This is a genomic window from Sedimentibacter sp. (genome assembly GCF_038562225.1).
Lineage (GTDB): Bacteria > Bacillota > Clostridia > Tissierellales > Sedimentibacteraceae > Sedimentibacter.
Genome location: NZ_JBCFAS010000002.1, coordinates 734,660 through 749,494 on the forward strand (window position 1 = coordinate 734,660; position 14,835 = coordinate 749,494).

The 14,835-nt window shown below is 39.5% G+C and carries 13 protein-coding genes; 4 read left to right on the plus strand and 9 right to left on the minus strand.

What is annotated here, in order from left to right; genetic code table 11:
- Positions 1 to 19: 19 nt before the first annotated feature.
- On the minus strand, positions 20 to 922 hold the full coding sequence (locus tag AAGU76_RS09870) for a PhzF family isomerase (RefSeq protein WP_342485311.1): 903 nt from the start codon (positions 920 to 922) through the stop codon (positions 20 to 22).
- A 138-nt stretch (positions 923 to 1,060) separates the two neighbouring features.
- Between AAGU76_RS09870 and AAGU76_RS09875 the strand changes: the two genes are divergently transcribed.
- From AAGU76_RS09875 to AAGU76_RS09885, 3 genes are all read left to right on the plus strand, one after another.
- A complete protein-coding gene (locus tag AAGU76_RS09875; protein WP_342485312.1) occupies positions 1,061 to 1,411 on the plus strand; it encodes a winged helix-turn-helix transcriptional regulator in 351 nt (116 codons plus the stop codon).
- Positions 1,412 to 1,618: 207 nt separating this feature from the next.
- Positions 1,619 to 2,668: a 16S rRNA (cytosine(1402)-N(4))-methyltransferase RsmH gene (rsmH, locus tag AAGU76_RS09880; protein ID WP_342485313.1), complete on the plus strand. Its 1,050-nt coding sequence runs from the start codon at positions 1,619 to 1,621 to the stop codon at positions 2,666 to 2,668.
- A 225-nt stretch (positions 2,669 to 2,893) separates the two neighbouring features.
- On the plus strand, positions 2,894 to 4,660 hold the full coding sequence (locus AAGU76_RS09885; protein WP_342485314.1) for a GGDEF domain-containing protein: 1,767 nt from the start codon (positions 2,894 to 2,896) through the stop codon (positions 4,658 to 4,660).
- 52 nt (positions 4,661 to 4,712) lie between these two features.
- On the opposite strand, the gene AAGU76_RS09890 is transcribed toward AAGU76_RS09885, so the two are convergent.
- The 6 genes from AAGU76_RS09890 to AAGU76_RS09915 all read right to left on the minus strand — a co-directional run bounded on the left by AAGU76_RS09890 (position 4,713) and on the right by AAGU76_RS09915 (position 9,989).
- Positions 4,713 to 5,819 carry an alanine racemase gene (locus AAGU76_RS09890; protein WP_342485315.1) on the minus strand — a complete coding sequence of 369 codons (1,107 nt, stop codon included), beginning with the start codon at positions 5,817 to 5,819 and terminating at the stop codon, positions 4,713 to 4,715.
- A gap of 68 nt (positions 5,820 to 5,887) precedes the next feature.
- Positions 5,888 to 6,982 carry a threonine synthase gene (locus tag AAGU76_RS09895; protein ID WP_342485316.1) on the minus strand — a complete coding sequence of 365 codons (1,095 nt, stop codon included), beginning with the start codon at positions 6,980 to 6,982 and terminating at the stop codon, positions 5,888 to 5,890.
- Positions 6,979 to 7,362, minus strand: coding sequence for a RidA family protein (locus AAGU76_RS09900; RefSeq protein ID WP_342485317.1), 384 nt, complete (start codon positions 7,360 to 7,362; stop codon positions 6,979 to 6,981). Before AAGU76_RS09900 ends, AAGU76_RS09895 begins: the two co-directional genes overlap by 4 nt.
- Positions 7,363 to 7,383: 21 nt before the next feature.
- On the minus strand, positions 7,384 to 8,019 hold the full coding sequence (locus AAGU76_RS09905) for a PAS domain-containing protein (RefSeq protein WP_342485318.1): 636 nt from the start codon (positions 8,017 to 8,019) through the stop codon (positions 7,384 to 7,386).
- A 253-nt stretch (positions 8,020 to 8,272) separates the two neighbouring features.
- Entirely contained in the window at positions 8,273 to 8,920 is a 648-nt protein-coding gene (locus tag AAGU76_RS09910; protein ID WP_342485319.1) for a vWA domain-containing protein, read from the minus strand.
- A gap of 124 nt (positions 8,921 to 9,044) precedes the next feature.
- Entirely contained in the window at positions 9,045 to 9,989 is a 945-nt protein-coding gene (locus tag AAGU76_RS09915; protein WP_342485320.1) for a 3-hydroxyacyl-CoA dehydrogenase NAD-binding domain-containing protein, read from the minus strand.
- Positions 9,990 to 10,457: 468 nt separating this feature from the next.
- Here AAGU76_RS09915 and AAGU76_RS09920 point away from each other — a divergent pair, with 468 nt between their 5' ends.
- Entirely contained in the window at positions 10,458 to 11,993 is a 1,536-nt protein-coding gene (locus AAGU76_RS09920; protein ID WP_342485321.1) for a sigma 54-interacting transcriptional regulator, read from the plus strand.
- Positions 11,994 to 12,114: 121 nt separating this feature from the next.
- Here AAGU76_RS09920 and AAGU76_RS09925 read toward each other — a convergent pair whose 3' ends face one another.
- Entirely contained in the window at positions 12,115 to 13,323 is a 1,209-nt protein-coding gene (locus AAGU76_RS09925; protein WP_342485322.1) for a thiolase family protein, read from the minus strand.
- A gap of 79 nt (positions 13,324 to 13,402) precedes the next feature.
- Positions 13,403 to 14,794 (minus strand): TIGR00366 family protein, encoded by a 1,392-nt coding sequence (locus AAGU76_RS09930; protein ID WP_342485323.1) that lies wholly within the window; start codon positions 14,792 to 14,794, stop codon positions 13,403 to 13,405.
- Between the last annotated feature and the right edge of the window lie 41 nt (positions 14,795 to 14,835).

Below are 14,835 nucleotides of genomic sequence, written 5' to 3' on the forward strand. Positions count from 1 at the left end.
CTAAAATGATTTATAAAACTTACACATCCAGCTCTGTTTTAAACACTATCACTGCATTTCCGGACACTTTTACCGATACCGGTTCCCCGTTATCTATATCTGTTTCCACCTGTATAACACCGGTTCTCCCCATTGCTTCGCCTTGTCTTGCTTTAAAGGCAAACGAAGAATCATTATGGCTGATGAGTTTATGATGCACCAAGTATGCACCTAACGGTCCGTTGGCATTTCCCGTAACCGGGTCTTCATTTATGCCTATGGCAGGAGCAAACATTCTTCCATCAACCAGGATGTCCTCATCTTGCGGGTTAATGGAATAAACATAAAACCCGTTGCAGTTTATCTCTTTACTAAGTTGGACCAGCTCCTGGGAGTTTGGTTTAAGCTGATTTAAAATGTATTTATTCTTGATTCCAATCATGACTTTTGAGTGACCGGTTGATACAATCTGGATTTTATGTTCTTCCAGCAAATCATCATGAGTGATTCCCAAAGCATACAGCAATTGTTCCAGGTTACTTCCCTCTATGTATGGTCCAAATTCAATTTTACCCTGTGTCATAACTATCTTAAAATCATCTGCTTCATTCACTATATCAATGGGTAAAATTCCGGCTCCCGTTTTATGGTAAATCCTCGAAGGTTTAAGATTGTTTTCAACGGCTCTGGCATAATGAGCAGCAATGGTGGCATGCCCGCATATGGGAACTTCGTTTGTAGGTGTAAAGTAGCGAAGGTGAACATCATAATCGTTGCTATTTGAAGAAAAAATAAAGGCGGTTTCTGAATTGTTAAGTTCTCTTGCTATTTTTTGCATTTCAATTTCACTTAGTCCGTCGGCATTTGTAATTACACCGGCTGGATTTCCGGTAAATTTCTCTTTAGTGAACGAATCAATCTGATATAAATGATATTTTTTCATTGCTGTATCCCCCTCAACTTCTTTTAATTCTATTGATATAGATAAGTTTATATCTTATAATATATTATAAATGAACTTGAACATATTACAAGTACGCACTTTCTTATCAGTTACTCACCATTTGGAAAGAGGGATATTATGAGTCATCAGCTTGCTGAAGAGCCTACAGGCAAGAATAAAATACAAAATGATTTTAAATGCTCCATTGGTTTTGCAATGACAGTAATCGGAAGCAAATGGAGGGCTGTAATCTTATGGCATATTCTAAAGAATAGCCCCATACGATATGGGCAATTAAAAAGCTCCATTCCTAACATAAGCCACAAAGTGCTGGCTCATGAATTAAAAAAGCTTGAGTCAGATTATCTGATTGACAGAGTTGCATATGCAACAATTCCGCCTAGGGTTGAGTACATTGTTACGGATAAAGGAAAAACATTAGAATATATTTTGACAGCTCTATGTGATTGGGGTAAAAAATACATGTGATATTCCCCAGCAGGTGAATCGATCACAGAAATTTCATAATATATAAAATATGCAGATTTTCTTTTTATTAGTTTGCTTTTGTGAATTGTATTTGGTATTATGATACAGAATATTATCGATATTAAATAAGGTGAAGGAAAGATAGCCAAACGTTTTGTAATATCCGGATTAACGGATTAATGGCTCAGCATTTCCGCGGTTACGAAAATGGATAATCAAGAACAAAAACATCAGAGGCGAATTCGATATAAAGGAACTCATCCTAAAGCTTTCAATGAAAAATATAAGGAACTGCAGCCTGAGAAATATGCAGAAGATGTGGAAAAGATTATAAAAAAGGGCAATACCCCTGCAGGCATGCACCGTTCAATTTGTGTTAAGGAAATACTGGAATTCCTTCAGATTACTCCGGGACAAACGGGACTGGATGCAACGCTGGGCTATGGCGGTCATACTTTGGAAATGCTGAAGTGCTTAAATTCAAAGGGACACTTGTACTCAATTGATGTGGATCCCATTGAACTTCCACGCACAAGGGAGCGTTTGGAGCGTCAGGGATACGGCCCTGAAATTTTAACAATTAAGCAAATGAATTTTTCGGAAATAGATAAAATTGCCGAAGAATCAGGACCTCTTGATTTTATCCTGGCTGATTTGGGCGTATCATCAATGCAGATAGACAACCCTGAAAGAGGATTTTCCTTCAAGACCGAAGGACCACTGGACCTGCGGCTGAACCCTGACAAAGGTATGTCGGCAGCTGAACGTTTAAAAACAATGTCGCAGGATGAAATAGAAGGCATGTTCATAGAAAATGCAGACGAACTCAATGCTGCTGTGATTGCCCGCGCCGTTTTTTCTGAAATTAAGAAAGGAACAGACATCTCTACTACAACTCAGCTTCAGCAGATAATTAAAGATGCCCTTAAGTTCATTCCTGAAAACAAACGCAGTGACGAGGTTAAAAAAGCATGTCAGCGATGTTTTCAGGCGCTGAGGATAGATGTCAACAGCGAGTTTGAGGTGCTGTATGAGTTTTTGGAAAAGCTTCCTTCCGTCCTTTCAGCGGGAGGGCGTGTAGCCATACTATCATTTCATTCGGGAGAAGACCGCCTGGTTAAAAAATCCTTTCAAAGATTTTTCCGTGAAGGCGTCTACAGCGAAATAGCTCCCAATGTTATCAAACCGTCAGCAGAAGAATGCAGTTCCAACCCCCGCGCCCGTTCCGCCAAGCTGCGCTGGGCAATAAAATCATAACTGCACCTTGCTAAAACATATAAAAGGTTCTTCATTATAAATAACACTGCCTCTGTTAAACAGACAGTGTTATTTTATATACTAATTGAGCAGTTTACATAAATAAGACATATGGTAATTTAATTGTATTGAAAACAGTTTCAGGATGGTATACAATTAAACATAATTTATTCAGGCTTACAAAATTTTAGTTATACATTTCTTTTCTTTGTTAGGAGGACATGCTTGAAAAGTATAAATTTGGTTGTCAAATCATGCGAGGAATTGACCAAACTGGTGAATACAAGCGAAATGGATACACTTTCCAAAACCGCCAATTCAATTTTGATTCAAATTTTCACATCCGTAATAGATAAAAACTGGGTAAAGGACATAGAATGCATATTGCATGAAAAATTCCCCGATTCCGTGATTGTTGGAGCTTCAACAGGAGGCGAAATAGGTCACGGAGAATTGTTTACGAATTCAACCGTTGTATCACTTTCATTTTTTGTAAAGACAGCCTTGAAATCGTTTATACTGGATGTTGAAAACGCAAACGAAGATCATTTGGGAAAACAACTCAGACAAGAAATTGAAAGTTCCTGCAGCAATATTGCAGGAGTATTGCTGTTTACTACACCCATCACCATGAATACATCCGATTTTCTATCCGGATTTTCAGGCGCTGAATGTTCTTATCCGGTATTTGGCGGAGGTGCCGGCGACTACGGATACATACTAAAATCTTTGATTTTCCATGGAGACCGTTATTTGAGCAAGGGCGTTGCAGCGGTTGTACTGATCAGTGATCATCTTAAAATTGAAACACATACATGCCTTGGATGGGAACCTCTGAGCAAGAAAATGACAATCACGGAAGTAGATGGTCTGTGGGTTAAAAAAATTGACAACAAGCCGGCATTCAGCGTATATCAAGGATATCTTAACATACAGAATGATGAAAACTTCTTTCTCAATGTATTGGAATTTCCTATGATGCTGATAAGAGACGACGAACTGTACGCGCGGGTACCCGAAGCCGTCAATGAAGATAATGCACTACTGTTTCCAGGAGGGTTAAAAAAAGGCGAAGCCGTCATAATCGGTTACGGTAATCCAAGCATTATTATCGAAAGGTCCAGGGAAGTACACAAAATCATGGACGCTTTCAATCCCGAATCTATTTTTCTTTACAGCTGCATCAACAGACGATTTTTGCTTCAAAACGAGGTGAATAACGAGACAAAGCCTTTTGAAAGCATTGCTCCGGCTGCAGGGTTCTATACTCATGGAGAAATTTACTCTAATCATGGAAAAGTAAATCTTCTGAATACGACGCTGGTGGCTGTCGGTATGAAAGAGTTTGACAAGGAAAGAAAAAGCAATGAATTTGATCTGCAGGGAGACAATCACGCCAGTCTTAATGAAGATCCTTTGAATTCACAGCATTACCGGATCATTTCGCGGTTGATTAACTTTATAAAGGTTGTAAACGAAGAACTGGAAGAAGCAAACAAGGCAGCTGTGAGACTTGCTGAAACAGACTATCTCACTCAGGTTTACAACAGAATAAAAGCAAGCGTGATTATGGAAAAGATAACACAGCAGTGCGATCAATTTGGAGATGACTTTTCTTTAGCCTTATTGGATGTGGATTTATTTAAGAACGTGAACGATAACTTCGGACATAATGTTGGAGATATGGTCCTGGTTAATATCGTCAAGGTTATTGAAAAACACATACGCGGCACTGATATTCTGGCTCGGTGGGGCGGCGAAGAATTTCTGTTGGCTATGCCCAATACAGGACTTGAAGGTGCTGTAATTGTAGCTGAAAGGATCAGGACAGCCATAGAACAAACAGTATTTCCTGAAGTTGGTCATCAAACATGCAGTTTTGGAGTATCTACATTTAGAACAGGAGAAAAAATAGATGATGTCATCGAAAGAGCAGACACAGCTCTATATTCGGCAAAAAGAAAAGGAAGAAATCTCGTGGTTTCCCTTTAACCAAAAACAAAGGCAATGTTAAGGGGATGCCATAGCATCCCCTATACCATAACTATTTGAGCTTACCTCTGCAATCCACGGTTATCCGGTCTATGACCTCCCCCCGCGAAACAATGTATGCACTTTCATGCAGATTAACAACAGGACAAATGTGGTTTGGAATTATCTCCACCTTGTCGCCAACCTTAACCGAATCATGGAATTCCTTGTTATATATGATGGCATGTTCATCATATACCTTGAATATGTTCACTCCGGTCCTGCCCTTAATCAAACCCAGGCCATTGGTTGAACAAAAGCCCTTGCTTCTCACCTGAGCTGTGATTCCCTTAGCCCCCACATCTGTAATTACCCTTTCAGGCGTAGGCAGACTGATAATTGTGGTGAGGACCGTTGCTGCATTTCGTTTAAGGCTTCCATATGCGTTGGCCTGAGATGCATCCATAAAAATATACGTGCCTGGTCTTATTTCGGTTATTCCGTCCAATATGGGAAAATCATGCAGCAAGGAGGGTGTGGACCCGATGCTTACTGTTTCAAGATTAAAACCTGACTCAGCTGCCAGGCTCGCAAACCTCAGGGTTCTCTTTTGCGACTGAAGATGAATTTCCCTGCATTCCTCCACATTTTCAGCGGAATAGGAATGCCCATCATGAGAGAAAACTCCCTTCAGATATATGTTTTTGCATGTCTTAAGGTGGTTCAGCAGGTCTATGAAATCAGATTCTTCAATCACGCCGGAACGTTCTTCCCCTACCTCTATTTCTATTAGAACAGCCGCCTTTCTGGAGCTGCCTTCAAATGATTTCTCAATCATGTATGCCTGCGCAATGCTGTCCAGTCCGAAGGAGATGTCTATTGTTTCAGCTAGTTTGCGGATTCGAAGCAGTTTTGTTTCACCGACTATTTCGTTTGCTATGAATATGTCTTTAAGACCGCTGGCTGCCATTACTTCTGCTTCACCAACCTTTGCCACTGTAATGCCCTTTGCTCCATGTTCAACCTGCATGAGAGCAAGTCTGGACATTTTATGAGTCTTCGTATGAGGCCTGAGACCCACTTTGCTGCGATTTGCGTAATCCTGCATGTTTATTATGTTGCTTGTCATGATATCCTTATCAATTATCAGCGCCGGTGTATCAAGTTCTAAATAGTTCATACTTCCTCCTTGTAAATAACGTATCAAATTGAAGCATACGTCAACAGACTTAATTTCAAACGTTTCTGTTAGTGATCAGACTTAAGGCCTGCCCCACACATGGGAATCAGGCTGTCAGATGTCTTGCCGTTCGTTTCGCAGTACTTCAAATATGCGGCATAGGTGGCCGCCGTTGTGTGTTCGCAGTAGATGCCTTTGGCTGCCAGTGCAGACCTAGCTTCTAAGATTCTATTTTCCGGAGCTGTGATTACTTCAATATTGTGTTTGTAAATATACTCCAAAATTTCCTCTCCGCGCATAGGTTCGCCGATTGCAATTCCTTCGGCCATAGTTGGCTTAGGCACTACCTTGGATGGATGAATTTCTTTACCTGCAGCCGCTTTTGCAAAGGGATCACACTTCTCGCTTTGTACCGCTATTATTTTAGGCATTCTTTCAATGACATTGCTGTCAAGAAATTCTTCCAGCGCTTTAACTATGCCTATGAAAAGAGTTCCGTTGCCCAGAGGAACAAAAATATTTTCCGGGATTCTGTGAAGCTGCTCGTAAACTTCATACATGTATGTCTTTGTTCCTTCGTAGAAGAAGGGGTTGTAAACATGGCTGGCGTAATACTTGCCTTCCTTTTCAACCTTTGCCCTGCAGCTGTTGGCACAGTCATCTCTTGTTCCGGGAACAACATTTACCTTTGCATTGTGAGACTTAATCATATCAATCTTTTTCGGTGATGTTCCTTCCGGAACAAAAATCTCACATTCTATGCCTGCCTTGGCACAGTAGGCAGCAACGCTGTTTCCTGCATTGCCGCTGCTGTCCTGCACCACAGAATCTACGCCTATGGCCTTGCAGTGAGCAATAAGGATCGCTGCGCCTCTGTCCTTAAAGGATAGGGTTGGCATGAAATAATCCATTTTCAGGAGCACATCTTCACTGAAACGAATGACGGGAGTCATACCCTCACCCAGACTGATATCCTTCCAATGTTCCCCTTCCAGCGGCATAAATGCGCCATATCGGAACATGCTCCATGTGTCATTTATAATCAGGGACAAATCAAACTTTGGAGGATTGTAATCCAGTTTCCAGAGACCTCCGCAGTCACACTTTGCCTTTAAGGTTGTAGTTTCTTCAGTAGTTCCGCATTTTGAACAAATAAATTTCATTCTCGGTTTACCTCCGCAACTGCTTCAATTTCCACCAGACATCCGAAATGAAGTTTGCCCACGGGCACTACAATCCGTGCAGGTTTATGTTCGCCGAAGAATTCACCGTATACCTGATTGACTTTATCCCACTGGTCAATATCAGATACATACACCCTGCACTGCACAACACTGTTTCTTTGCAGATTTGCTTCTTTGAGAACACGGTCCACGTTATTCAGGGCAAGCTTTGCATGTTCTTCTATTCCGCCTTCCGGCACAACCCGTGTATCCGGATCTATGGAAAGCTGACCTGATATGTATAGCATTCCGTTTGATATGATTCCCGGCATATAGTGTCCCTTATTTTCACTGAGGTATTTTGGTTCAATTTTTTCCATATTCCATCTCCCTGTCCTTGATTATCTTTTTCCTCTTGCTTCGTCCAGGTAGCTGTAAATTGTAACCCTGGATAGGTTCAGGCTGTCCGCTACCCTGTCAATAGCTCCTTTTACCAGAAAAACTCCCTTTTCATCCATGAAGCGTATCAGTTCAATATTGTCTTTTCTTTTTAAGTTGTCCAGATTTCTGTTCTTTACAATGTTTTCTATCAGGTCATCAATGATGGTCATGACGTCCTGGTCAGGAACATCCTCCTCGGCCTCCGCATCGTCATGGTCAGCCTCCGGCAAAAAGCCCATGATTTCATCCTTCAGCATATATGACAGTGTAAGGTCATAGTTGATGCAGAGCATTCCCACCACTTCTCCTTCAGTATCCCGTATGAGTGCAGAAGATGATTTTATTTTCCTGCCATTTTCAGCTTCAAAGACATAGTTTGCAGTGCAGTCATCCTTAAATTTCTTGCTCAGCAAAACCTGCCGTATAAGATGGTCAAAGGACTGGCCTACCTTCCTCCCTGTAACTGTACCGTTTGAAACATATACAACTGAACTTTCAGGCTGTGTGAGATCATGAATGGAAACCTCGCAGTTCTTTCCGAAAGTCTGTGAAATCATGTTAGCTACTGGTACATATGATTTTAATATGGGATGCATTTGTTTCCTCCATACATTTATATAAAAAAATATATTTATCATATAATTTTTTATATAATTATATCTCCAAATGGTATCTTCGTCAATGAGTTTATACTAAATTCTAAATATCACGTAAAATTAAGAGCATTTTTTCCGTTATCGTATAATTTATTATACAAGACAAAATCCCCCAACAACATTTATTGAGGGATAATGGCAGCGTCTTGCTGCTGTGATATTTTTTAATAAACAATTTATCACTATTCTTCACTTATTTCGCTCTGGATTTGAAGTCCTCTTCAATACGGTCTTTCCAGTTTTCAGATATGGCACAGTTGGCACGCATGCAGCTCACCGTTTCGCTTAAGACCTCATAATTGAGCAGGGTTCCTTCACTGTCTGCATGATAGTTTGCTGCCCTATCACTGCTTATGCCAAAACGTTCGGCTGCAGCGACAGCATCAATGTTTGCACCGAGAAATATGAATTCCCACCCGTACTTGTTTTTTTCATGTTCAATCAATTGACGGACTTTTTCATAGCTGAATTCAACGCTGGCATTTTCCATGCCGTCAGTGGTTATAACAAACATCACATGTTCAGCCCTTTCTTCATCAGACGTATGTTTCTGCACGCTTGCAATTTTATTGATGGTTTTTCCCACCGCATCCAGCAGCGCAGTGCTGCCTCTTACATAGTATTCCTTATCTGTTATCGGGCTAATGCCTCTGAGGTTGATGCGGTCATGCAGAAGTTCATATTTGTCATCAAAAAGCACCGTAGTAATTACAGCCTCTCCGGCCTCACTTTTCTGTTTTTGCAGCAGGGCGTTATAACCTCCTATAGTGTCGCTTTCCAAGCCGCTCATGGAACCGCTCCTGTCAAGAATAAATACCAGTTCAGTCAAACCTTTTTTCATTGTAATCCTCCAATCAATTATTGTGATTTAAGGATACCATTTAAAAGGCAAAGAGCGGTCGCATGAAAAGCGACAAATCTTATTCTTTAATTCATTTATCTGCATATGCTCACGTAACAAAAGCTTACATTCTATCTAAAGCTTTAGCGACCTTAATCAACTTTTCATTTAAATTCTTATTTGCAGACTTCATCTCTTCTTCTGTCCACTCTTGAATACCATGCCCTTTTGATTTAAATCCAAGCCTTCCACATGCTAAATTGCGCTTAATCAAGTCCTGTGCCTCATGAGTGTCCTCAATGTGCGGGAACAAGTAGGAATGAATGTTGTACGTGAGATCCAGCCCCCCCATATCCATAACTTCAAATGGTGCAGAGATACCCAGCCTCATACCAAATCCATACTTTATCGCTTCATCCACATCCTTTGGCGAGGCAATTTCATGCTCAACAATAGAAATAGCCTCTCTAAAAAGGGCATGCTGAAGTCGGTTAGCTAAAAAGCCAGGAACATCTTTCTTAACCAAAACTGGTTTCTTACCAGCTTGTTCCAAAATATTAAAAGTTCCCTCCACTGTAGCCTCAGATACAAATTCTGTCCTGATTACTTCTACCAATGGTATCAGATACGGCGGATTCCAAAAGTGAGTTCCGATAATTCTCTCTTTATGGGTGGACCTTTCAGCAATCTGTGTGATGCTGATTGCTGACGTATTTGAAGCCAAAATGGTTTCAACAGGGCAGATTGCGTCCAGTTTACTGAAATAATCCTGTTTTACTTCAAGCTTTTCTATAACACATTCAAAAACAATATTTGCAAAATCAGATAACTCCTCTATATGCTCTGTGTACGATACACGATTCATGATGTCTTCAATTTCATTAGTACAAATTACGTCGTTCTCAGCCAAGAAAGTCAAATTTGCCCTCATATTTATTGCAGAGTCTCCGCGTTCTACATCATTTCCAACGTAAACTATCTTTACCTTATGTCCTTTCATAGCAAAAAGCTGAGCGATGCCGACGCCCATTTTTCCTCCCCCAAGAACACCAATATTATTTCTATTCATTACGCTTATTTTCCTTTCATGTTAGTTTATTTTGATTTATTACCCTTCACAAAAACATTATTTCATTAGGGCTCTTAATACTTGTTAAATAGCACTCATAAGCAATGTTTTACAATTACTTAGTACGGCACATGTTGATGCGGCCATGAAAATTATCCTTTCCTTGGATGTGATAGCCTGCCTAAGTGTTAAGTCTAGTAGTTACTTGAATAGCTGCAGCTTGCTTTCATAATTAATATTAGCAATAATTGTGCCAGCTTTTGGGAATTGTTTCACCTAAATTTTCTAGCTATCTGTACCGTTCATAGCATTATCCCTACATTTCCTTGTTGCATATCTGGTACAATTTATTAATCTTGAAACAACATAGCCAAGGTATGATTATTCAAGAGTAACCAGATTAAATGTTGTTGCATTTTTCCCTTTGTGCTATAATGATTTAAATACTTTCCATTAAAAGGTGATACGATGTGGATCAAAGAAATTAAGGATAAAGCTCATAAAATTTTTGATGAATATCAGAAAAATAACAATGTACTTGATGAGAAAAATTTTAAGGAATTGTTGGAATACATTGATAGTTATTCGGAAACCAATATTGATTTTAAGGAAATAGTAGATAATATTGACGAAAGTGTTTTTATTACAGATAAAGACGGATTTGTATTATATGTTAATCAGGCATATTCTCAAAATACTGGAGTTCTTCCAAGTGATGTAATGCATCGCTATGTACCGGATATCATAGCAGAAGGAATCTTTACCGGCGGTTCAACAATGGCTGTTATAGAAACTCAAAAAAAATGTTTTAGGTTATCAACAACATATCGTACTGATCCGCCCAGAATGGGGTATACAATCGGTGTGCCTCTCTTTGATTCAAAAGGTGAACTGAAACAAGTAGTAGTCTCCAGCCGACCAATTCTGACTTTGACTGCTCTTAAAGATGATTATACTCGTTTTTTAACCGAAGCCAAAAATTATACCTCTGACTCAATAAAGATATCTGATTTTTCTAGTACACCCAATAGATTGATCGGTAGTTCACCTGAATTAAAAGCTATTTGGAATTTAGTAAAACGAGTTGCTCCAACTGAAGCCAGCATTTTGATTACCGGTGAATCAGGAGTTGGCAAAGAGGTTGTAGCAGATGAGATATTCAGAATGAGTTCAAGAAATGACAAACCATTTATAAAAGTAAACTGCGCCGCAATTCCAGCTAATTTGCTTGAGTCAGAATTATTCGGATATGATAGAGGTGCTTTTTCCGGAGCAAATACACAGGGAAAAAAGGGTCTTTTTGAGATGGCGAATAACGGTACGCTCTTACTTGACGAAGTCGGTGAGATGCAGCTTGATTTACAGGCTAAAATTCTTCGGGCAATTCAAAATAAAGAGGTTCAAAGGATTGGCGGAACAAAACCCATTCCTTTGAACATACGATTTATTGCAGCGACAAATTGCAATCTGAAACAAAAAGTAGCAGAAGGAAAGTTTCGTCAGGATTTATACTTCAGACTTCATGTTATTCCTATTGATATACCTCCGTTGAGAAAAAGACCTGCAGATATATCAGCTTTATGCGACTTCTATATTTCTTACTTCAACGAAAAATATCATAAAGAAATGTCATTAAGTGATAGTCAGAAAAGATTGCTTGAAAAATATAATTGGCCAGGCAATGTGAGAGAATTGGAAAATATTTTGGAATACCTTACAATTTGCAGCTCCGGAGTAGAAGAATTAGACGAGTGCATGCTGCGCGAACTTTTATGTGACAACATTTCAGATAACTCAATGCCTACGGAAACCAATTTAGGGAGGTCCATATCTAATCTTGAAAAGGAACTGATTGAGGATGCACTTGCAAAAAGCAATAACCTTCGGCAAGCAGGTAAGCTGCTTAATATTAGTGCGTCAACACTTTCCAGAAAAATCAAACAATATGACATTGACTATCCGCGCAAAAATAGCTTGTCTAAACATGATTTAGAAACGATATAAGCTTTTATGTTCAGTTTAAAATACTAACTCCTTCTAGAATTAAAGCATTATGCATCAACTTTAAAGTCCAGAAGGAGTATTTATTTTCAATATGCTAAGAAGAAATATTATTAACATTCAACTATCGTACATTTTCTATGATACAAGCCATGCCTTGTCCTCCTCCAATGCACATTGTAGCAAGGCCATATCTTCCATTTCGTCTTTTTAATTCATGAATAAGAGTAGTGAGGATTCTAGTACCGCTGTTACCCAGTGCGTGTCCATGGGCAATTGCACCTCCATTTACATTAACTCTTTTATACATTTCTGTATTCATGTCCATGCCCAATTCCTTTAGGCAACCAAGAGCCTGGGCTGCGAATGCCTCGTTGATTTCGAAAAGATCAATGTCTTCAAGATTCAATCCCGCTTTCTTTAAAGCTTTCCTCACAGCAGGAACCGGACCAAGACCCATAACTGACGGATCATTTCCAGCGCAACTCATGCTTACAATCTTAACAAGCGGCTGCACACCAACTTCTTTTGCTTTTTTTTCTGTCATCATTATCACAGCTGAAGCACCATCATTCATCCCTGATGAATTTCCAGCTGTTACAGTTCCACCAGATTTAAAAGCCGGTTTCAATTTAGATAGACTTTCCATAGTTGTATCCGGCCTACCATGCTCGTCCTTGTCAAATATAAAGCTATTCTTTCCGTTTATAACCTCAAAAGGCATAATTTCATCATTAAATTTTCCCATTTCTTGCGCTTCTTTCATTTTCCTTTGACTATCTGCAGCAAACGCGTCCTGTTCAGCTCTTGTTATATTATGCCTAAGCGACACATTTTCAGCTGTTAATCCCATATTCAGATTAGGATATAGCTCTTTGGGCTGAACGATTGTAACACCATGGGTAAATGTATCGTATAGAACTTTATCGCCAATCTTCATGGGTGAATACCTTGCAGAAGGATCGAGATAATATGTTAGTCTTGACATTACCTCCACACCTCCAGCGCATATGATTTCCTGGTCTTCTTCCATTATTTCGTACATAGCACTCATAACAGCTTGTAGTGACGATGCACATTGTCTATCAACGGAATATGCGGGCACTTCAATTGGTACTCCGGCAAGCAATGCGGCACATCTAGCAACATTTGGAGTATATCCATATACATCTCCGAAAATAACCTGACTAATTTGATTTAGTTCTATACCGGCTCTTTTTGTAGCCTCTTTGATAATTGCTGCAGCTAAGTCCTGTGCTTCCACAGTTTTCAGGCTCCCCAAATACCCTCCTACAGCTGTCCTTACTGCACTTGTAATTACAATTTCATTCATATAAGTCACCTTTTTTAATTTAATATTTGAGGGTATTTCAGAAATTCTGAAATACCCTCTACTTATGGCTGTTAAAGGCTTATAACACTCCAAAGAGTCCAGGAACGATTGCAAATCCTAGTATTGTAAAAATCGTCCAGAAGAACCATATAAACGCCATAAAGCCCCAAACATCCTTAAGTTTAACCCCAACTAAAGCAAGCGGAGGTATAATATACAAAGGCTGCAAAAGATTTGTTGCCTCATCTCCGTAAACAAATGCATTAATTACTGGAATAGTATTTGCATTAAGCTGGTGAGCAGCATCTATAAGGAGTGGTCCTTGAACTATAAACTGCCCTCCCTGAGACGGAATGAATAAGTTTACAACTGATGCTGAAATATAGGACCAAACCGACAGTGTCTTGGCCGTTGCAACATTTACTATGCCAGCTACTACGATGGCTGCCAAACCGGAGCTCGCCATAATTCCTGCAATTCCGCCATAGAAAGGAAATTGTATCATAACCTCGGTTGCAAGCTTCATACTATCCTTATGTGCACCTACAAAGCTCACAGGTGTGCTATAGAGGAAACAATTTATTGTCAAGAAAATTAAAATAATGAAATTTAAGCTTAATGCACCTAAAAAGCCCTTGGTATAAAAGTTATATGCTATGACAGCTAATCCTGCAATACCAACTAACCACATGATGATTCTGCTTGAATTTAATATTCCGGCAACTGTTGTTCTGTCAACCTTCATCCACTCAGCTTCTTGCTCTTTATCATCTTCTTCAGCAACGAATTCAATTCTCTGTTCAAGTGGAGGACGTGTAAATACCGCAAGAATCATTGTTATAATTGCAAGGACGATAAAAATGGTGATGTTGGTCGGATTATAAACCGTTACATCCTGTGTTAATACTCCTCCGAGCCTTTCCTGCATATAGTTTCCTTCAGTTGCCAGCAGTGCATACACAGATGCAGTAGGTCCTAAGCACTGACCAAGGCATGAAGTGCAGTATCCTGCTACAATCATCAGTGGAAAGTGTACGCCTTTAACACGTTTGGAAATCTCCATTGCCAACACAGCACATGACATAGAGCAAAATGCCCAGTTGATAAAAGAAGCGATAAATCCCCAAATCATAAGGATAAGCATAGCCGAAGCAGGATTTTTAATTACACCTGCAAGATTTCCAAGAAGACGTGTTACTTGTTTCGATTTTGCACAAGTTGCACAAACAATTACCATGAGTGACATCTGCATCGAAAAACTTAATTGTGTCCAAAGTCCGTCATACCAGTAAAGGCATAATTGCAGCGGCCCTTTGCCGGTAAAAATAAGCGCAGCTACATAAACGACAAATGTTAGAATCAGGCAAAATACAAGTGAATCTGGTATTATTTTATCGGCCGCAAACTGAAATTTTCTGCTAAATCTCCATAAAAGCGTACCTTTGCTTTTTCTATCAGAAATATTGTTCATAATAATCTCCTATATTTAAATAATTGATTTTTATTTTTGAC